This window comes from Acidiferrimicrobium sp. IK, assembly GCF_025499425.1.
Taxonomy (GTDB): Bacteria; Actinomycetota; Acidimicrobiia; order Acidimicrobiales; family Palsa-688; genus Acidiferrimicrobium.
The window spans coordinates 25238-45072 of sequence record NZ_JAIMCB010000024.1 but is presented as its reverse complement, the minus strand read 5'-3'; the positions used below and the strand labels follow the sequence as shown (position 1 = coordinate 45072).

Here is a 19835-nt window from a genome sequence, read left to right as displayed (position 1 = left end):
TCCGAGAAGGTACGCAGGCGTCGGTAGCCGACTCTCATCTCGGTGCCGTTATTCGATCGAGCGATGCCGACGGGATCACCGTTCTGACCAGCGATCCCGGTGATGCTCGTGCCGTTGCGGGCGCCCGACACATCACCGTCGTGACGATTTGAGCATGCCCGCATGGATCCGCGAGCCGGCGGTAGGGGCTACCTGGGTTGGCTGATCACGCCCGGGGGAATATGGGGCAGCTCGAAGCGCTGAGTGGGTCCAGTGCGAGCCGCAACTTGCCACTATGTGTCTACATAGCTCGGCTAGTCGCGTACACTCGGGTCCATGGAAGTCGGCATAAGAGAACTGCGAGGAAGATTGAGCGACTACCTGGCCCGAGTCCGAGAGGGCGACGAGGTCGTGGTCACCGACCGAGGCACTGCCTTCGCTCGGATCGTCCCAATCGAAGGCGGCCGGACCTTGGACCGCGCTATCGCTGAGGGCATCGTCAGCCCGGCGCTCCAGCCAGGTCGGACCCGGCCCGCTCGACGGGTGAAAAGCCGCGGCAGTGTCAGCGACTTGGTTGGTGAGCAGCGCCGTTGATTGTGTACTTCGACACGTCTGCCATCGTGCCCCTAGTCATCGACGAGCCCTCCAGCACGGTCGCTTCTCGACTTTGGGACGAAGCTGACCGGGTCGTGTCTTCGCGTCTGGTCTACGCCGAGGGTAGAGCGGCCCTGGCCATGGCTCGTCGACTCGACCGGATCGACGAGAGCGGGCTGAGAGAAGCAGTCGACGACTTCGAAAGTCTCAACGACCAGCTTGACGTGATCGAGGTCACCGAGAGGCTGATTCGAGAGGCTGGAGGTTTGGCTGAGCAGCTGTGCCTCCGTGGCTATGACGCGGTCCACCTGGCTTCGGCAAGGCTGGTAGACGATGCCGAAATGGTCTTGGCGGCAGGCGACCAGAGCCTCCTCGTTGCCGCTCGAGCAATAGGGCTCGCCACAGCCGATCTGACCCGTCAATCCTGACCGACCGTGGCTCAGCGGCTCGCCCCGGACCGGGCGGTAGGAGACGTCCCGCCTGTGTGCTTCGGAGACGTCTCGGACGAGTGGTATGGGATACCTCGCCTTGTAAGGTACAACCGTGTACAATGCGGGATATGGCTACCACGATCAACGCCAGGGTGTCTCATCGAGGGCAGACCAGTTTGCCGGCCGACCTACGCCACCGCTGGGGCATCGAGGCGGGTGGGGAGATCGGATTCATCGACCTCGGAAACGCCGCCTTGGTAGTACCCGGCGGGGTAGACGTGGCGCGCCACGAACTGCGGCGGGTGCTGCGAGATCGATACGCGACCGGGATCGCGGCGATTGACGATCCAGATCTTGCTGATCAATAGCTCAGCGTGCCTGCGACTTCTGAGCTGGTCATAGTCGACGACCGGCTGCTGATTGAGGAGTTGCTGTTCGGACTCGCCAAGGGTAATGACGTTGCCCTCTGCACGACCTTCTACTGGTACTACCGAGCATGTCGCGCGGCCGTGCTCGGGGCGGGTGGCCACCTCTCCGGTCCGTTCCAGGAGTTGGACAACGACGAGCAAGAGCAAGCGATCTTGAGTCTCCTGGAACTGCGAAACGACATCGAGCTTCCCGACTCGCGACCGACCGTTCCTCGCATGGCCCAGATCGCCAAGCGTCACCCTCGGCTCAATCTTCTGAATCTCGAGGCAGTTGCCGTTGGTCAGCTGACGGGAGCCACGGTATGGCTTTCAGCAGAAGCCGCCGGCGGTGTTCTTCCAGACGTTCTTGATCAAGAGGGCGTCACGTGGAACACCGTTCGGATCGTCACGGACTGACCTCCGGACCACAGCAACGCCTGCCTTCTCAACACGGTGAGCACGCGCCCACGAGCCGGCGTTGGAGGGCACCTCGTGCTCGACATAGTGGGATGTTTCGACTGAGCAGTATGGGGCAGTCCTGCTTCCCACCTTGCGCGGGCTTCTTGTCATTGGTGCCGCTGGTATGATTGTGGTATGACCACCAAAGTTGCCATCAGCCTCCCAGACGACGTGCTCGCATCTGCACGTCAGGCCGTCGCTGAGGGCCGTGCGAGTTCCCTGTCCGGTTACATCTCTTCCACGCTGGCCGAACGCCGGGACTACGAGGACCTGGCAGAACTTCTCGCCGACATGGCTGCGGAGACCGGGGAGCCTTCCGATGAAGATCGCCGCTGGGCGCGCCAGGCCCTAGGTATCGACTGATGCCAGGCGTGACGCTCGATACAGGAGCCCTGATCGCCATCGAGCGGGCCGATCGGCGGATGCAGGCCTTACTCGACGAGGCGCACACCGCCGGGCTGCCCATCGACATCCCGGCTGGCACCTTGGCTCAGGCATGGCGGTCCGGCCCTCGCCAGGTCCGTCTTGCGAGAACGTTACATCTGGCCAACGTCACCGTCCCGGCCCTTGACGAACCGAACGCCAAGGCTGCCGGCATCCTGTGTGGCCAGCGAGGCACCCACGACCCAATCGACGCAAGCGTGGTGCTCAATGCCCGCCGACGCGATCAAACCGTGATCACCAGCGATTCGGCTGATCTCCGCAACCTTGACGCTCATGTTCGCCTCATCGAGATATAGCACCGAGCCGGCGTTGGTGGGCACTGTGGCCGGCGCCGATAGGGGGCACCTCAGCCACGAGTTGAGACTCCCGCCTTTATGATGTTCCGGGCGGACGGGTTGACTGAGCGACTATCCGAGGTCGAAATCTGGCTCGGCCATGCCGGGCCAGTCTGGAGGTAGTCCGAAGCAGGGACCCATCGCAGTGGATGGGAGCGGCCGCGCCTCGACGGTTAGGTCGAGCCGTGCGAGCCAGTCCGGTTGCTGGGTGGCGGTGGCCCCTGGTTCGAGGGTCGTCCAGAGTCGGGGCCGGATCGTGGTCACCGTCCATGGGCTGAGTCCCGCTGCCGATACGACCTGAGGGACGTTGCCGTACCGCCAACCGGCCTTTGTCAACCAGAACCCTTCCTGGAAAAGGCTGTCGGGGCGACGGGGGCTTTCGTGAGGTCGGTAGGACGAGACACCGTAGAGGGCCTGCTCGAACTCATAGTCCTTCGTCGGGTACATCGTGTTCGACAAGACCGCCACGACAAGTGGCGCGTCGAGCTGACCGTACTTGCTCTTCTTTGAGTCGAGCGCTCGACGGATGCCGGTGACGTTGTCGACCACCACTGCCTCGCCTGGCCCAAGCATGCCGAGTGCCGAGCGCGGCCTCCCGCGGACTTCGTCTCTGAGAGGGAGAGCGTGGAACTCCAGCCGCCATCCTTCATCTTCCCGGGCGAAGGCGGGTAAGGCGTCGAAACCGACCGCCGTTCGGGCCTCGACGGATCGCGCGACCTCATCGGGGTCGAGGCCGGCCAACCAGTCCTGGAGCTCTCGGCGGAGGCCTCTGGTGGCCAACGGCTTCGGTCCGATGGTGTAAGTGGACAGCTCAAGGGAGAAGTCCTGCACTTGGAGATCGGCCAAGATCTGGTGGAGATCTTGAAGGCGACGGTCCTCACCAATTGCGGTGGCGGCTTGGCCGACGCTGACCGCTTCGATATAGAACCTCTCCTCGTCGCGCGTCATCCGAAAGTCAGGGCGCGTTGGTCTGCCGGGAACGTCCGGATGGATCTCGATCTCGTAACCCGAGCACCGGTAGGCCTCGTGAAGGAACAGTTCCCAGAACGCGGACTCCATCTGCCGGTCATCAGCTCGGAGTGCGCCGCGGAGGTCTTTCTTTGCGGGCTGGGGCAGATGGGCGAACCAGTCTTCGATGAGATCGCGCACCTCCTGGAAATATTGGGACGCCGATCGGTTCAAGAACGCGAACCTGCCCTCGTTGTGCCGGGCGGGGGTGGCGTCGGTCCGCGCTAGGTCGTCGAAGACCTTGGTTTCCATGTGACGGTCGCTCCTGATTATCGAATGTCGAGCCAGCTGAGGTGGCCTCGGGCGGCAGCCCTGCTCGCTGCTTCTTGGGCGGCGCGCCTCGCGTCGTGATCGGGGCTTGCCAGCGCGGTGCGAATGATCGTGGCGGCGCTCTCGTCCCACAGCGAGAATCGCCACCCGTCTGTCTCGTGGTCGACCATGTCCGCGAGCAGTTCGACAGCGGGACGAGGGTGATCAGCGGAGAGCGAAGCGAGGTGCTCGATGACCATGTGGGCAGGCTCTGCAGCTCCGGCCAAGGTGAGGGCGCTGCGGAGTCCGTCGAATCGGCGCTCTGCCGGCAGCCGGGTGGAACAGAACCACCAGCCGTAGGCGGAGAGCTCCTTGGACGCTCGGATCTGTGCGGCCCGGATGCGGCTGTCCCACAGAGCGAGGAGCCGGTCGAGGGCCGCAGGTTCTAACGGGGGGCCGTCTTGGGCGAGGCCGCGGCCGACCAATTCGAGGGCCAGTCGTCGCGTCTCGTCATCGGCTCGGTCGAAGAACTCAGCGAGGAGCCCTTCGTCGAGGGTGAGCTCGCCGGACCAGTAGAGGTTCATAAGATGGTTGGCGAGCGCGTGATCTCGGCCTTGGTCACGGCGGTCCTCGCTTCCGGGGGCCAGTCGGGAGACGGCCAGGGCGTACTGGTCGCGCAGCGCCAGCCAGGTCGGTTTGTTTCGGATCCCCCGCCACAGGTAGGCGTCCCAAGCCGCCTCCCAGAGCCGGCGAAGGGGTTCTTCGGGCGGGAAGACTCGAGGGGCCGCCGCTTCGGCCCACCCTCTGTCAAAGGCCAGCAGGTTACTGAACTCGCGCCCGAGGACGGCACGTACCGCTACCGATGGGTCGGCGACGGCGTCGAGGTGTTGGTCGATCAGGCTGGTGATCTCGCTGAAGGGATCGTCGGGGTGGTTCTGGTACACCCAGATCCCGTACTGCACGGCAGCATCGATTGCCCTCGGTCTCACGCTGTTGAGGGCCAGGTCGTCGGGGCTCATGTTCGGTGGCCCGAAGCGCTCCTCTTCGCCAGGCGTGGGGTGGGGGTCGCTGGCCACTGCCGCGATCAGATCGAAGAGCCGCTGGCGGTGCTCGTCTCGAGGCCGGTGAGGGCCGGTGAATCCGGAGGTGAGGAGACGCATCACGTCGAGACGCGCCCATCCCCATCCGTCGACGGTGCTGTCATCAGGAGTCTGCGATCGAGAGTGCGACACGATCGATTCGCACAGGTCGATCGCCTGGTCCCAGTCGAGTGTCTCGCCGCCGGTCTGGGCACGCACGATCCCGTTCAGGGTGCCGTGGGCGTATTCGACGTCGAGGTCTCCGAGCTGGCGTGCCTCGAGGAGGTAGCGGGAAGGGTCGGCGGCCACAACGTCGGTCAGCGTTAGTGCCAGGCCGCTCTTCGACGGTCCGAGGAACTCGGGCGACGGCTCGAAGGCGCCCAGGTAGGCGACGAGGTCGTCGATGCTCAGGGTCGCCAGTTCTTCTGCGTTGGTGGGGCTGCGCTCGGCGACGGGGCCGCCCGTGAACAGCGGGGCGTCCGACCGTTGCGGTGGGCCGTTGTCAGCCACGAGCGCTTCGTAGCGCTGGGCCCATTCTTCGGGAAGTTGCCCAGCGAGCGGGGCGAGCCGATCGCGCTGCCAGATCTCGACATAGGTTTGGAGCTCTTCGCCCGTCGGCTCACGCCCCTGCGCTTGGCGCGCCCACTCGATGTGTCCGTCGACGTGGCTCGGGCCTCGCTCCACCATGGCGAGGATCGCCCGCCGCGCCTCAGCGTCGAGACCCGCAAAGCGAGCGGCGAGGAGTCGGTCGTATTCCGGGCGGAGCTGCAGGTCGTCGAAGGCGGCGGGGTCGGTCAGCTGGATTCGGATCTCGGGCTCGTCGCCGGTTGAGCGGGAAAGCAGGTCGAGCCTGAGCCGGCGGAAGATCGACCACTTCCGGCCGCCAAGGAGGTCCAGCAGCGAACGGAGGTCTGCTGGGACGGCGGCAGCTCGGGCGGCCAAAGCATGGCTGAGCGCGGTCGTAAGTCTGCTCTTGATTCCGAGGTCGTGGCTAAGCCCGCCAGGGGCGATGGCCCGGTGCCAGACGGAGGAGAAGTCTTGGCCCTCCTCGATCATCTCTGGTGACGCCGAGGCGGTGATCGCTTCCTCCAGCAGGCCGGCGAGCAGTTCGATCACCGGCTGGCCAATGGCGGCGGCCAGCGGCGTGGTGTGCCGTTGGAGGATCGATTCGTAGGTGTGCTCATCGATGCGCAGTCGGGGCTCTCGCATCGAGCGAACGAGCTCCGGTGGCAGGTCGCTCTCTTCTGGCTCAGCGGGCTCAGCGGGCTCAAAACTCAGTAGGGAGCGCGTCAATGCCAGTGCCGAAGGGAGGTCCTTAGCTTCGCTGAAGGCACCGATTAGCTCGGCGAGCCGCATCGGATACCCGATCCGGTAGCGGGCCTCAAGGGTTGCTACCAAGCGAGGGACCAGCTGTGCTGCGTTGGCGACGGGGAGCGCACGGCCGATGTCAATGATCCCCGAGTTCACGGCGGCGTTGTCGGTCGGCGGGATGGCCTTTGCTATCTCGGTCACTTCGTCGGGCAGGACCGTTGCCATACGGACGAGGTAGCGAAGCTGGGGCCACGGCGGGAAGCCGACGGTGTCGTTGTCGTGCAGCTCTGGCTGGGGCGGCTCCGCGAACAGTCGTGCGCTCCGCAACAGGGGCAACCACGACGGGTCGGCGATGGTTTCGAAGAACCGTCCGAGCGCAACGAAGTCTTGCGGGACGCTGGTCAGCAAGAACTTGACGTCGTCCGCGGTCGCTGGCGCCTTGACCGCCAGCTGGTCCAAGGTGGCGATGACCGAGGCGAAGTTGGCCTCCATCTTGTCGAGGACGTAGTCGAGAATGCCTTGGAAGTCGTCGAAGAACTGGGTGACGGTGTCGGTCATAGGGGCGGGTTCGGCGAGGTTCCGCCGGTGCGCACGCCCGTGGTAGCTGCCCGCCTGGCGAAGCCACTTCTTGGCGACGGGGTCGGTGATTGGAATTTCGAGTGCGGCGAGGATGGCTCGGATCTCGTCCTTGTGGCTACTGCCGCTCTCCTTCGCATCTTCATCGGCCGCTGGCGCGCTACTTGCTGAGAGCGGAACCAGCACGTCTCGAAGGGCGGACTCGATCTCTCTCATCAGATGGGCGACCAAGTGGGTGGTGGACTGGAACCGTGTGGGATCGTCCATGAGGTCGTAGGCATCGCGGTAGAACGCCATCGGACCGGGTCCGACCAGCTTGCTGAGCCTCCAGCGGATCCGGAGCCGGCGGGGGTCGCGCGGCGGTCGCGGTGATAGCGGCTGGGCTGGGTCCTCAGCCATTACCCGCCTCGGGCGTTGAGATCGGCTGTACGAGCTTGGCGAACGGCGGTAGGCCGAGGCGGTCGAGCGCCCAGTCCAGCCACGAACCTTCGGTGGCATACCAGCTCGTCCACTCCGCACGTTGTCGCGTGGCGGCTTCATTTGGCCCACCGACGACGAGGGACTCCCTCCAAAAGGGTGGTTGGGTCGTGCAGACGACGCTCGTCGCATTGCCATCCAGGTTCTGCCAGGTGTCTTCTGCCCCTACGGTCGAGCCGGCCGTGGGGGCGCTTGAGAGGACGATTCCGGCTACATGGGCGAAGGCCGCTAGCTCTGCCGACAGGCCTCGGGCGAGACGTTCGTGTAGACGGCGCCGGGGGTAGTCGGGCGGGACGGCGAGCGCCCAAAACTGCAAAGTCTCGTCGAACCGCAGCCACAACGGGTGCTCGCCGCGGCCCTGCTCGGCCTTGGCCTTGAGAGCGGTGGTAATGCGTCGCCACTCGTCGCCGTGGCGGATGGTCGTGGAGTGCCCGGCTCCGGTCGTAGGCCAGCCGGGTTGGATGACGAGACGGCCGCCAGAGGGTGGAGCCGTCTCGATCACGAGTCCCGACCGCGCTACATCCGCGGCCAGGAGGGCCAGCTCTTCGATCCATTCGTCGAGCTTGTCGTCCTCTATGCCCGGTTCGATCTCGCCGTTGAACGTGACCTGTTCGCGTGACTCAATCGCCATGAGGGCCATCGAGACCCGGCGGCTGAAGGCCAGATCCTGGTTGGACTGCTGGTCCAGGAGGAAGCCCTTTACCTCGACAAGCATGGCGTCGTCATCCCTGACGAGGAGCAGATCGGTACGGCTGCCCTCTTCGCCAACGCCCGGTTCGAACGTCACTTCCCAGCCGGCTCGCATTGCTAAACCACCGACCTCCAGCTGGAGGAGGCTGTGCGCGAACTGCCCGAGGTCCCGGCGCATGTTTCGGCGGAGGTCAGCGATCCCGGAGACACCCTGTAAGAGACGAAGTCGCGACCCCAGCTCCAATAGGCGCATAGACGTGCGGTACGTCGTTGCTGGGCCACCAGTGCCAAGACATCAATGGCAGCCCCGACCTGGACGACCTGGTTCCATTGGGCAGGAATCGAGCGAGCCAGTCTTCGCCTAGGTATTCGGCCACAGCGTCTACGGTGGCGCGGACAGCCTGTTTGCCAGCATCGGTGAGCGCGTTCGAGTGCTCCACGGGTGCGGACCACAAGCCCCAGGTCAGCTGGGCTTCACCTCGCTCGATGGCGAGCCACGCCGCGACCACTTCTGACTCCACAGTGTTGAGTGTCGCGCGGGGCTGGGACGACAGTCCTGCGAAAAATGCGCTCATTACCAGCTCCAGTGGTCGGGTCGGGCACACCTCCGGGAATGTCGCTACCCGCCTCGTCGTCGGCGAGACTGGTGACCCCGGTGCCCGGACGGCACGAAGGTCGGAGCAGCGTCTCGCAGTGCGACAGGCGAGTTGAACTCCATGGCCGACCCATCCCGAAACGCCGGCCGAGACGAGAACTGGATACGCCGGAAAGTGCCGATCGGGGGCGCCGAACGCGCACTGGGCATCCCCCACTGGGTGGGACACCTAGGACGAATCTTGGAGGCTGGTGGACGGGAGTCTGATATGCCGCGCCGCAGGTGGGCTCTGGAGGGATCAGGGGCTGGTCCTCTGCACCGAGATGGGCACACCGCTGGACCCTGCCAACGTGCGGAAGGTCTTCGCCCGGGTCGCTCGCGGCGCCGGCATCGACCCCGCCGGCGTGGTGCCGTACCTCCTACGCCACAGGGGTGTCACTGCTGATCGACGCCGCCGCCCCGATCGAGGAGGTAGCCGACCTGCTCGGCGACGACCCCCAGACCATCTACCGGCACTACCGCCACCGGGTCCGGCCCGTCGTCACCACCGCTGCAGAACGCATGGAGCGACTGGGCGGCACCGACGGCGACCGGCCGTGACCGTCAATGCCCGAATCCTTCGCGCACGAATCGCGCACGAGGCCCGTCCGGACTGCGCGCCGGACATCCTTCCGGCGCAAAACCCCTGGTCAGGGAGTGGAGGCGATGGGAATCGAACCCACGAACCTCTTGCATGCCATGCAAGCGCTCTACCAACTGAGCTACGCCCCCAGGTGGTCTGAAGACAGTAGCACCCCTCCCGGCGGGCCCCCAAGCAGGCGGTTCCGCGCAGCCTCAGCGGCGGGACGGCCCGCCACGGACGATGGCACGGGTCAGTACCGGCGCCGGTCAGTACCGGCGCCGGCACGAGTCAGCATCGGCCCCCGCCGGCGGGAGGCGAGATGGGAGGCGCAGCACGCCCCCGGTACGCTGGGGCCTCCACCGACGAGGAGCAGCATGGCTGAGGCGTACGACCCGCAGGCGGTCGAGACCAAGTGGCAGGCCCGCTGGGCCGACGAGGGCACCTACCAGGTCGACAACGACGACCCGCGGCCGACCTCCTACGTCCTCAACATGTACCCGTACCCGAGCGGCCCCGCCCACATGGGCCACGTCCGCAACTACACCTTCGGAGACCTGAACGTCCGGTGGCGGACGATGCAGGGTCAAGCTGTGCTCAGCCCCTTCGGGTTCGACTCCTTCGGGCTGCCAGCAGAAAACGCGGCCATCAAGACCGGCACCCACCCCCGCGTCTTCACCGACGCCCGCATCGAGGAGCTCAAGGCCAGCATCAAGCGCCTCGGCGCGGTGTACGACTGGCGCCGCGAGGTCCGCAGCCACGACCCCGCCTACATGCTCGGAAACCAGCGCATCTTCCTCAAGTTCCTGGAAGCCGGTTTGGCCTACCGCGCCAACGCGCCGGTCAACTGGTGCCCCGGCTGCCAGACGGTGCTGGCCAACGAGCAGGTCCTCGCCGACGGGACCTGCGAACGCTCCGGCGACGTTGTGGTCAAGAGGGACCTCGAGCAGTGGTTCTTCAAGATCACCGCCTACGCCGACGAGCTGCTCGACGCCATCGACGGCCTCGACTGGCCCGAGCGGGTCAAGACCATGCAGCGCAACTGGATCGGCCGCTCCGAGGGCGTCGAGTTCGACCTGCAGATCGTAGGGCGCACCCGCAAAGCTCACGGTGACGACGCCAGCATCCGGGTGTTCACCACCCGTCCTGACACCTCGTTCGGCATGACCTTCGTGGTCCTCGCCCCCGAGCACCGCCTGGTGAAGGACCTGACCACCGAGGACCGCCGAGGCGAGGTGGATGCGTTCGTCGAACGGGTGCTGCAGGAGTCCGACATCGACCGCCAGTCCAGCGAGGGCCCGCTCGACAAGCGGGGGGTGTGGACCGGCTCCTACGCGGTCAACCCCTTCAACGGCAAGGAAGTACCGATCTACCTGGCCGACTACGTCCTCGGCACGTACGGCACCGGGGCGGTGATGGCCGTCCCCGCCGAGGATCAGCGGGATTGGGATTTCGCGGTCGCCTACGGGTTGCCGATCGTGCGTACCGTCCAGCCGCCGGACGGTTGGGACGGCCAGGCGTACACGGGTGACGGCCCGCGGGTAAACAGCGAGTGGCTCGACGGCCTGGTCGATACAGCGGAAGCCAAGCGGGCCGCCATCGACTGGCTGGAGGACAAGGGCATCGGGCAGGCCAAGGTCAACTTCAGACTGCGCGACTGGTTGCTGTCGCGCCAGCGCTACTGGGGATGCCCGATCCCGGTGGTCCACTGCCCGGTCGACGGCATCGTCGCGGTCCCCGACGACCAGCTCCCCGTGCTCCTCCCCGACGACGTCGAGTTCCTCCCTACCGGAGAGTCCCCTCTGCGCCACCACGACGCGTTCTTGCACACCACCTGCCCGAAGTGCGGCGGACCGGCGGAGCGCGAGACCGACACCATGGACACCTTCGTGGACTCGTCCTGGTACTTCCAGCGCTTCACCGACCCGTGGACCGACGAGCCTGTCGACAAGGCCGCCGCCGAGAAGTGGATGCCCGTCGACCAGTACATCGGCGGCATCGAGCACGCCATCTTGCATCTGCTCTACGCCCGCTTCTACACCAGGGCCATGGCCGACCTCGGCCTCGGGCCGGCGACCGTCCGCGAGCCCTTCGCCCGCCTCTTCACCCAGGGCATGATCACCGCGGACGGCAAGAAGATGTCCAAGTCGTCAGGCCGGTCGGTCGCCCCCAGCCACTACTTCGACACCGCCGGCGCGGACTCCCTGCGCCTGTTCCATCTCTTCGTCGGGCCACCCCAGGACGACTTCGAGTGGTCCGACCAGGTGGACTCGATGATCGAGGGCTGCAGCCGGTTCCTCAACCGCCTGTGGCGGCTCGGGGCTTCGTCGGTCGAGCGGGCCGTGATCGTCAACCGTCCGGCCACCCCGGCAGACCAGGAGGTGGAGAAAGGAGTCCACCGGCTGATCCAGAAGGTCACCTCGGACTACGAACGGTGGTCTTACAACACGACGGTCGCCGCGGCGATGGAGCAGGTCAACACCCTGACCCGCTACGCCACCGACGGGGACGGGGCGCGGCGCGAGACGCTGGACTTCGCCGTCGACACGGTGCTGCTGCTGCTGGCGCCGATGGCGCCCCACGTGACCGCGGAGCTGTGGGAGCTGCGCCACCCAGGGGAGCCGTCGCTGCACGCCCAGCCGTGGCCCGTCGCCGACCCGGCGATGCTGGCCGTAGCGTCGGTGACCATGGTGGTGCAGGTCAACGGCAAGCCTCGGGACCGCATCGAGGTCGCGCCCTCGATCTCATCGGAGGAGGCCGAGGCGCTGGCGCTCGCATCTTCCAAGGTGGCCGCGGCGCTTGACGGCGCCCGCCCGCGCAAGGTGATCGCCAAGCCGCCCCGAATCGTCAACATCGTGGTGTGAGCGGCGCCCTCGACGGCGTCCTGGTAGCCGATTTCAGCCGGGTCCTGGCCGCCCCTTACGCCACCATGCTCCTCGCCGACCTCGGCGCGGAGGTCATCAAGGTCGAGCAGCCGGGACGCGGTGACGACACCCGCAGCTGGGGGCCTCCGTGGGCCGGGGACGACTCGACCTACTACCTGTCGGTCAACCGTTCCAAGCGGTCGGTGGCGCTGGACCTCGCCGACCCCGAGGACCGGGCCGCGGCGGTGGCGTTGGCCACCCGGGCCGACGTGCTGGTGGAGAACTTCCGCCCCGGCGGTCTGGGCCGCTATGGCCTCGGCTGGAGCGACCTATCCGAGGTCAATCCCCGCCTCGTGTACTGCTCGGTGACCGGTTTCGGCTCCGGTGCTGGCGCCGACCTGCCCGGCTACGACCTCCTGGCCCAAGCCGTGGGGGGTCTCATGAGCATCACCGGCCCGGCCCCAGGCGAGCCCACCAAAGCCGGAGTCGCAGTCGTCGACGTGCTCACCGGTCTGCACGCCACCGTCGCCATCCTCGCCGCGCTCCGCCACCGCGACGCCACCGGCATCGGGCAGCGAGTGGAGGTCAACCTCCTCTCGGCGCTGCTGTCATCGCTCGCCAACCAGTCGACGGCGTACAGCGCGGCGGGCGTCGTGCCGGGGATCATGGGGAACCGGCATCCGTCCGTTGTGCCCTACGAGCTGTACCCCACCGCGACCGATCCGATCGTCCTGGCGGTGGGCAACGACCGCCAGTTCGCTGCGCTCTGCGCGGCCCTCGGCCTGGAGCGGTTGGCCTCCGACGAGCGCTTCGCCACCAACTCCGATCGGGTCGCCAACCGCGACGTGCTGGCGTCCCTCCTGGTGGAGGCCCTGCGCAGCCGGCCGGCGGAGGAGTGGTTCGAGGCCCTAACCCCGCTCGGGGTGCCGTGCGGGCCGGTCAACGACATGGCCGGCGCCTTCGCGATGGCGGAGCGCCTCGGCCTGGACCCCGTTGTCGACGTCGAAGGCGTGTCGCTGGTCGCCAACCCGGTGACTTACGGCGCCTCGCCGGTCACCTACCGCCGGCGCCCGCCGCGCCTGGGCGAGCACACAGACGAGGTGCGGGCCTGGCTGCAGCCGGGCTGAACGCCAGTTGGGGCCCGGTGGGCCCGTTGCCGGGCTCGGGTGTCGCGTCGTCGCGTCGTGGGTGCCGTGGGTGTCGTGGCGTGGCGTCCCCCGATGAAACCCTCGACAGACGGTGCCGCGGCGGTGGGGATGTGTCGCGGGCTGCGCGGGCTCTTCGCGTATAAGTCGCGACAGACCCCAGGCTCGGAGGCGAGGTATGTCGCGGCTTTCATCGGGGAGGCTGGCGCCGGCGGTAAGGCGCCCGCAACGCGCCACCTTGCCGGCAACGCCGCCACGTCGCCGGCAAGGCGCCAGTCCCGCCGGCAAGGCGCCAGTCCCGCCAACAATGCGCAGGCAATGCGCCGCTCCCGCCAGCAATGCGCAGGCAAGGCGCCAGTCCCGCCGGCAATCCGCGGGCGATGCGCCACTCCCGCCGGCAATGCGCCGGCAAGGCGCCGGCGAGGCGCGTGCCGCCGGCGAAGGCACGCGCCGGTCAGGGTCCAGCGGCGGAGGGCGCCCCGGGGCGTCGCCCGAGGTCGGGGAGCAGGGCGAAGAGCTGGCGGGCGGCCCAGTCGAAGGAACGCTCGGCTGCCCAGCGCCGGCCCCGATCCCCGAGAGACTCCCGCCCCGCGGGGTCGGCGAGCGTCGACTCGAGCAGCTCGGCCAGGTCCGCGGCGCCGGCGCCGGCGCCGGCGGGCAGCTGCGCGGTGACCGCGGCCAGCTCCGACTGCGGGCCGAGGGCGCTGACGACGGTCGGCACTCCGTGGCACAGGCAGTCGGCGACGGCCCCCGAGCACTCGCCGTTGGTGTATCGCCGCAGCTGGGCGGCGACGGCCGCCCGCCGCAGCCACTGCTCGTAGTCGTCGTCGGCCACCTCGCCGGTGACCACGACGCGGTCGCTGACCCCCAGCTGCTCGGCGAGGGCTGCGATGGCCTGGCGCTGATCGGCGCCGGCGGGGCCGACGAAGGCCAGGCGCAGATGGGGGCGGCGGGGCAGGAGCAAAGCCAGCGCGGACACGAGCAGGTCAGGTCTTTTGGCTTCGTTGACCAGGCCGAAGGTGCATACGAGGTCGGGATCCACGCCGCCGGCTGCTCGTCCCACGGCCGGCGGGTAAGCGTATGGCCACACCGCGACCTTCTCCCGGTCCTCGGAGCGGCAGTCGAGCCGGGCAACGTCCGCCGCGAACTCTGAGGTGACCAGCGTCCGCTCCGAGCGGGCGACGATCTCGCTGAGCATGAAGATGCCCTCGCGGGCCGCGACGTCGCTCGGGATGCGCCCGTCGCGGACCACGTTGCTCAGCCCGGGGTAGTGGTCGGCCACGGCCTGCTCGAATCCCTCCGGCACGGCGCCCCGGGCGGCCGAGTGGAGCCACAGGTTGGCCAGGCGCACGTCGTGGACCTGGGCCACGACCGGGATCGGCGAGGTGCGGAGGATCCGCAGGGCGTTGGCGTGGAACTCGCTGTTGCCGAGAGCGACGATCACCGAGTCGTAGCCGCCGGTCGTGAGGTCCCGAAGGGCGATGCCGGCGGGGTCGAATACGCCTCCCCGCTCGGTGTCTTCCACCGGGTCGCCGTCGGTGTAGACGTCGACGTCGCAGTAAGCGCGCAGCGCGTCGACCAGCCGCCGGCTGTAGCTGGCCACCCCGGTCAGCGACGGCGGCCACGGGGTGACCAACGCCAGCGAGGGCCGTCGCCGCCACCGCCGGACCGGTCGGGCGCCGGCGGGCGGCAGGAGGCCCCGGTATACCTCTGCCGCCCGGTCGGCGACTCCGGCCCAGGTCGGCTGGGGCCGGTCGGACCAGGCCAGCAGCCGGGCCCGCAGCCCGTGGTCGGACAGCCCGGCGTGCACCGCGGCCGCGATGGCCGCCGGGCTCGACGGGTCGAAGGTGGCCTCCGGCGCCACCAGCTCCACCAGCGACGAGTTCCCCGACGCGATCGCCGGCGCCCCGCAGGCGATGGCTTCGGCGACCGGCAGGCCGTAGCCCTCGTAGAGGGAGGGGAACACCGCCAGGTCGGTCGTCTGGTACAGCGCGACCAGGGTCGCGTCGGGCAGGTAGCCGGTCAGCACCACCTGGCCGGCGACGCCGAGCTGCGCGGCGCGCACCTCGAAGTGGTTGCGTTCCAGGGGAGCCAGCTTGCAGACCAGCACCAGCTGATGCTCAGCCCGCAGGCGGGCGGGCAGCTGGGCGTAGGCCTCGAGCAGCGCCTCCATGTTCTTCCTGGGCTCGACCGCGCCGTTGTAGACGATGAATCCCGGCTCGATCCCCGCGACGAGCCCGCTCAGCGCGGCGCGGGCCGCGTCCTTGCTGGCCGGCCGGCGGAACGCCGCGCCGGTGGCCGCCCCGACGACGGTCACCCTCGACTCGGGCACGCCGAGATGGTCGATCACGTCGTCGGCCGCGGAGCGCGACAGGGTCATGACATGGTCCGCGACCCGGATCAGCTCCCGGCGGGCCCGGTAGCGGCGGCGTAGTCCCTCGTCGCGCAGGTAGATGTCGGGGAACAGTTCAGGGATCAAGTCGTAGACGGTCACCACCGTCGCCATCTGGCGCTGCGACACCCGGCGTGGCCACAGCCGGCGGACGCCTACCGCCAGCTCGAAGGGGGAGAGGACATGGAAGATCCCGCCGTCGGCGCCCGGAGACCAACTACCGGAGCGGGTGACTCGCGCCTGGGCCATGAGGTGCTCCACCCCAACGGGAGGAAGGTCGGGGTCGAGCACCACCTGCTCGAGCAGATCAGGGTGGCGCTCCACCAGGGAGGTGGTGAAATCGAGGGCGTAGCGGGCCACGCCTCGGTCGCGGTAGCCGGCGCTTTGCGCGGCTTGGAGGTCGACGGTGACCGCACCCAGGCCCCCCGGTCCTGCGCCGGCCTCCGGCGAAGGAGCGCCCAAGGCCTCAGCCCTGGCCGCGCAGGAACCGCTCGAGCTCCGCGGCCAGCTCGTCGCCGGAGGGCAGCGGACCGAACGACGCAGGCGGGGCCTCCGCCTCCGCGTCGTGTTGGGTCTCTAGCTGGCGGATCATGGCGGCGTGCTCGTCGCTGGCGGCGACCAGCTGCTCGATCTGATCGAAGGTGGTCTGGCCCGCCTCGCGCAGCGCGCTGGTGTCCAGCTCCAGGTGGGCCAGGCGGGCCAGCTCGTCGAGGAGGGCGGCCGCGGCTGCCGGGTAGGGCATCGCCGACGCGTAGTGCGGCACCCGGGCCCACAAACCGACGGCGGGGAGCCCAGCGTCGCCGAACGCGTGCTCGAGCGCCGCCTGCGCGCCTGCCGGCACGTCGATGGTGACGGGGAGGAACCCCACCTCGGCGGCCAGCTCGGCGCTGGTGGCCGTCGCGGTGAGCCGTACCGGCCGGGTGTGGGGGACCGGGGCGGGGAAGGCTCCGAGCCCGATGACCTGCTTGACCCCGAAACGCTGGGCCAGCGACACGACCTCGGTCGTGAACTGGTGCCAGCGCATGTCCGGTTCGGGTCCGACGAGGAGCAGCACGCTGCGCCCGGTGCGGGTGGTCGCGGCCTCAATGCGGATCTCCGGCCAGTGCAACCCGGAATGAACCCCGTTGACGATGCGCAGGACTGGCCGGCGGGCCCGGTGGTCGATGAGCGCGTCGCCGTCGAAGGTGGCCAGCAGCTGGCGCGGCAGGGTCTCGAGCAGCGCCGTCGCCGCAGTTACCGCCGCCGCCCCGGCGTCGATCCAGCCTTCCAAGGCCATCACGAGCACGGGATCCTCCAGCGCCGGGAGGCTGTGGATGGTCGCAAGCTCACTCATGGACGGACCATTCTTCCAGGCTTGGGCCGCCGGAGCGGTACCGGCACCTTCCTGTCAGCGACCCTCGACGGGCTGTCAGCGACCCTCGACGGGCTGTCAGCGACCCTCGGCGGGCTGTCAGCGACCCTTGAGGGCGTCGTGGGCCCGCTCGGCGAGGCCGGAGATGGCCGCCGGGTAGAAGCTGTAGTCGAAGTCGGTGTCGCCCATCGCCCCCGCCACGTAGCGGACGTAGACCCCTTCCAGGATGCATGCCAGCTTCCACAGCGCGAACGCGTAGAAGAAGTCGAGCTGGCTGAGGTCCCTGCCGGACGCCTTGGCGTACAGCTCGGCCACCTCGGCGCGAAGCGGGAAGCCCTCGACCCCGGTGGCCGACGCGCCGAGCGGGCTCTCCTCACCCGGCTCGCTCCAGTAGGCGAGCAGCGCGCCCATGTCGGCCAAGGGATCCCCGAGGGTGCACAGCTCCCAGTCCAGCACCGCCGCGATGCGGTGGTCGGATCCGACGACGGTGTTGTCGAGGCGGTAGTCGCCGTGGACCAAGGTGGCCGGCCCCTGCTCGGGAATCGACGCCGAGAGCATCCCGTGGAGCTGGTCGACCAGCTTCACGTCGGGGCCGCCGGCGCCGTCGCGCGACGCCTGGTACTGGCTGTACCAGCGCTTCAGCTGGCGGGCCACGTAGCCCTCGCGCCGGCTGAGGTCGCCGAGGCCGGCCGCGTCGGGGTCGACGGCGTGGATCTGCGCCAGGGTGTCGATCAGCGACTCGGCCACGACCCGCCGGGCCGGGACGTCCCACGCAGCCTCTGCCTGCTCGGCGCTCCGCACGATGAGACCGTCGACGAACCCCATCACATAAAACGGCGCCCCGTTGACCGACTCGTCGGTGCACAGCCCGAGCGCGGGCGCGACCGGCACCCCGGCGGGGGCGACGGCGGCGATCAGCCGGTGCTCCCGGGCCATGTCGTGGGCCGTCGGGAGCAGATGCCCGGTGGGCGGCCGGCGCAGCACCGTCGCCCGCCCCGCCGCGTCGTCCACCCGGTATGTCAGGTTGGAGCGGCCGCCGGCGATCAGCGTGAAGTGCAGCGGCAAAGTGGTGCCGGGAATGTTGTCGGCGTACCAGGCGCTTACCCTGTTGGTGTCGATGCCGGGGAGAGCCCGGTCGACGCCGCTACCGTCTGGGTCGGTCATGACGCAGCTTCCATGACCCAGCAATGTAGAGCGAGAGAGGGAGTGAGGGTCCGTATGGACGTCACCGATGCCACATTCGAGACCGCCGTGCTCGAGCGGTCCACCGAGGTCCCCGTAGTGGTCGACCTGTGGGCGGAGTGGTGCGGGCCGTGCCGGACGCTCGGGCCGATCATCGAGAAGGTGGTCGGGGAGACCGGCGGGCGTGTCGAGCTGGTCAAAGTCGACGTCGACGCCAACCCGAGGGTCGCGGCGACGTTCCAGGTCCGCTCGATCCCGGCGGTGTACGCCATCGCCGACCGCAAGGTCGTCGACAGCTTCGTCGGCGCGCTCCCCGAGCCGCAGGTACGGGAGTGGGTCAACCGGCTGGCTCCCGAACCCACCGAGGTCGACACGCTGATCAGCGCCGGCGACGAGGCGTCCCTGCGCCGCGCGGTGGAACTCGAGCCGGCCAACGAGAAGGCCCTGCTGGCCCTGGCCGGGCTGCTCGTCGACGCCGACACGAGCGACTCGAAGGAGGAGGCCCTAGGGCTGCTCGCCCGCCTCCCCGAGACCGCCGAGGTCCGCCACCTGATCGCCAAGGCCCGCGTCGGCGACGAGGTGGTCGACGCCGGCGCCGGCGAAGGGGTGGACGCCAAGCTCGACGGGCTGCTCGAGCGGGTCAAGTCCGACGAAGCGGCCCGCCAGGAGTTCCTCGACCTGCTCGAGGTGCTAGGACCCGACGACCCCCGCACCGCTGGGTACCGCAAGGCGCTGACCGCCCGCCTGTTCTGACCGCCTGATGGCGGCGGCCCGCGGCCCGGTCGCAGGGCCCCGATAGGGTCGAATCGTGCAGCTCCGCCTTGGACCAGTCCGCTACGACCTCTCCGAGCGGGCGCTGGTCATGGGCATCCTCAACCGCACGCCGGACTCCTTCTACGACAAGGGCCGGTACTGGGACCTGGACGCTTTCTACCGGCGGGCCGAGACGCTGGTCGGCGAAGGCGCCGACCTGCTCGACGTCGGTGGGGTCAAGGCCGGCCCGGGCCCCGAGGTCAGCGCGGCGGAGGAGCTCGAGCGCGTCGTCGGGGCCATCGAAGGCCTCGCGTCCCGTTTCGACGTCCCGCTCTCGGTGGACACGTGGAGAGCGGAGGTCGCGGCGGAGGCCTACAAGGTCGGCGCGGTGGTCGGCAACGACATCAGCGGGTTCGCGGACCCCGAGTACCTCCCGGCCGCGGCCGCCGCGGGAGCGACGGTGGTGGCCACCCACATCCGCCTGGCGCCGAGAGTGGCCGATCCCGACCCCCGCTATGACGACGTCGTCGCCGCAGTGGCGGCATTTTTGACCGAACGGGGAGAGCGGGCCCGTGCCGCCGGGCTCGGCGACGACCAGATCATCGTCGACGCTGGACTGGACCTGGGGAAAACGGCCTTGCAGTCGTTGGCGCTGCTGCAAGCCTCCGACCGCCTGTCCAAGTTGGGGTGGCCGCTGCTGCTCTCCGCGTCGAACAAGACGTTCCTCGGGGTGCTGTTCGACCTGGAGGTGGCCGAGCGCCGGGAGGCGTCCGTGGCCGCCCACGCCCTCGGCGTCGCCCTCGGGTGCCGGATCCTGCGAGCCCACGACGTCCGTGGCGCCCGGCGGGTCGCCGATACCCTTGCTGCGGTGCTGGCGGCTCCATGATGGACATCC

At 68.7% G+C, this 19835-nt stretch carries 17 protein-coding genes and 1 tRNA gene; 10 read left to right on the top strand and 8 right to left on the bottom strand.

Annotation, left to right across the window (positions count from 1 at the left end; genetic code table 11):
• Positions 1–315: 315 nt before the first annotated feature.
• Entirely contained in the window at positions 316–573 is a 258-nt protein-coding gene (locus K6U06_RS24895) for a type II toxin-antitoxin system Phd/YefM family antitoxin (protein WP_410051137.1), read from the top strand.
• Positions 574–575: 2 nt separating this feature from the next.
• The gene (locus K6U06_RS23460; protein WP_262324415.1) at positions 576–1001 is read left to right on the top strand and encodes a type II toxin-antitoxin system VapC family toxin; all 426 of its coding nucleotides are present in this window, start codon (positions 576–578) and stop codon (positions 999–1001) included.
• 191 nt (positions 1002–1192) lie between these two features.
• Here the strand turns inward: K6U06_RS23460 and K6U06_RS23455 are convergent, their stop codons facing one another.
• Positions 1193–1369: a hypothetical protein gene (locus K6U06_RS23455; protein ID WP_262324369.1), complete on the bottom strand. Its 177-nt coding sequence runs from the start codon at positions 1367–1369 to the stop codon at positions 1193–1195.
• A gap of 9 nt (positions 1370–1378) precedes the next feature.
• On the opposite strand from K6U06_RS23455, the gene K6U06_RS23450 reads away from it, so the two are divergent.
• The 3 genes from K6U06_RS23450 to K6U06_RS23440 all read left to right on the top strand — a co-directional run bounded on the left by K6U06_RS23450 (position 1379) and on the right by K6U06_RS23440 (position 2610).
• A complete protein-coding gene (locus K6U06_RS23450) occupies positions 1379–1828 on the top strand; it encodes a hypothetical protein (RefSeq protein ID WP_262324413.1) in 450 nt (149 codons plus the stop codon).
• Between the two features lie 177 nt (positions 1829–2005).
• Entirely contained in the window at positions 2006–2233 is a 228-nt protein-coding gene (locus K6U06_RS23445) for a hypothetical protein (RefSeq protein ID WP_262324412.1), read from the top strand.
• On the top strand, positions 2233–2610 hold the full coding sequence (locus K6U06_RS23440; RefSeq protein ID WP_262324411.1) for a hypothetical protein: 378 nt from the start codon (positions 2233–2235) through the stop codon (positions 2608–2610). The genes K6U06_RS23445 and K6U06_RS23440 overlap by 1 nt, the downstream gene beginning before the upstream one ends.
• A gap of 111 nt (positions 2611–2721) precedes the next feature.
• Here the strand turns inward: K6U06_RS23440 and K6U06_RS23435 are convergent, their stop codons facing one another.
• From K6U06_RS23435 to K6U06_RS23425, 3 genes are all read right to left on the bottom strand, one after another.
• Positions 2722–3909, bottom strand: a complete 1188-nt coding sequence (locus K6U06_RS23435; protein ID WP_262324410.1) for a hypothetical protein — start codon at positions 3907–3909, stop codon at positions 2722–2724.
• A gap of 17 nt (positions 3910–3926) precedes the next feature.
• Entirely contained in the window at positions 3927–7169 is a 3243-nt protein-coding gene (locus K6U06_RS23430; RefSeq protein ID WP_262324409.1) for a hypothetical protein, read from the bottom strand.
• 94 nt (positions 7170–7263) lie between these two features.
• Positions 7264–8217 (bottom strand): hypothetical protein, encoded by a 954-nt coding sequence (locus tag K6U06_RS23425; RefSeq protein WP_262324408.1) that lies wholly within the window; start codon positions 8215–8217, stop codon positions 7264–7266.
• 849 nt (positions 8218–9066) lie between these two features.
• Between K6U06_RS23425 and K6U06_RS23420 the strand changes: the two genes are divergently transcribed.
• Positions 9067–9234, top strand: coding sequence for a hypothetical protein (locus K6U06_RS23420; protein ID WP_262324407.1), 168 nt, complete (start codon positions 9067–9069; stop codon positions 9232–9234).
• Between the two features lie 97 nt (positions 9235–9331).
• Here K6U06_RS23420 and K6U06_RS23415 read toward each other — a convergent pair.
• Positions 9332–9405: transfer RNA gene (locus tag K6U06_RS23415), tRNA-Ala, on the bottom strand.
• Positions 9406–9630: 225 nt separating this feature from the next.
• Between K6U06_RS23415 and leuS the strand changes: the two genes are divergently transcribed.
• Both leuS and K6U06_RS23405 read left to right on the top strand, forming a co-directional pair.
• Positions 9631–12117: a leucine--tRNA ligase gene (leuS, locus tag K6U06_RS23410; protein WP_262324406.1), complete on the top strand. Its 2487-nt coding sequence runs from the start codon at positions 9631–9633 to the stop codon at positions 12115–12117.
• Complete coding sequence (locus tag K6U06_RS23405; RefSeq protein ID WP_262324405.1) at positions 12114–13244, top strand: CaiB/BaiF CoA transferase family protein; 1131 nt, start codon at positions 12114–12116, stop codon at positions 13242–13244. Before leuS ends, K6U06_RS23405 begins: the two co-directional genes overlap by 4 nt.
• Positions 13245–13716: 472 nt before the next feature.
• Here K6U06_RS23405 and K6U06_RS23400 read toward each other — a convergent pair whose 3' ends face one another.
• The 3 genes from K6U06_RS23400 to K6U06_RS23390 all read right to left on the bottom strand — a co-directional run bounded on the left by K6U06_RS23400 (position 13717) and on the right by K6U06_RS23390 (position 18169).
• Positions 13717–16116 (bottom strand): glycosyltransferase, encoded by a 2400-nt coding sequence (locus K6U06_RS23400; RefSeq protein ID WP_262324404.1) that lies wholly within the window; start codon positions 16114–16116, stop codon positions 13717–13719.
• Positions 16117–16120: 4 nt separating this feature from the next.
• Positions 16121–16987, bottom strand: a complete 867-nt coding sequence (locus tag K6U06_RS23395) for a PAC2 family protein (protein ID WP_262324403.1) — start codon at positions 16985–16987, stop codon at positions 16121–16123.
• Between the two features lie 117 nt (positions 16988–17104).
• Positions 17105–18169 (bottom strand): phosphotransferase family protein, encoded by a 1065-nt coding sequence (locus tag K6U06_RS23390; protein ID WP_262324402.1) that lies wholly within the window; start codon positions 18167–18169, stop codon positions 17105–17107.
• 54 nt (positions 18170–18223) lie between these two features.
• Between K6U06_RS23390 and K6U06_RS23385 the strand changes: the two genes are divergently transcribed.
• Both K6U06_RS23385 and folP read left to right on the top strand, forming a co-directional pair.
• Entirely contained in the window at positions 18224–18940 is a 717-nt protein-coding gene (locus K6U06_RS23385) for a tetratricopeptide repeat protein (protein WP_262324401.1), read from the top strand.
• A 55-nt stretch (positions 18941–18995) separates the two neighbouring features.
• On the top strand, positions 18996–19826 hold the full coding sequence (gene folP / locus K6U06_RS23380; protein ID WP_262324400.1) for a dihydropteroate synthase: 831 nt from the start codon (positions 18996–18998) through the stop codon (positions 19824–19826).
• Positions 19827–19835: the final 9 nt, after the last annotated feature.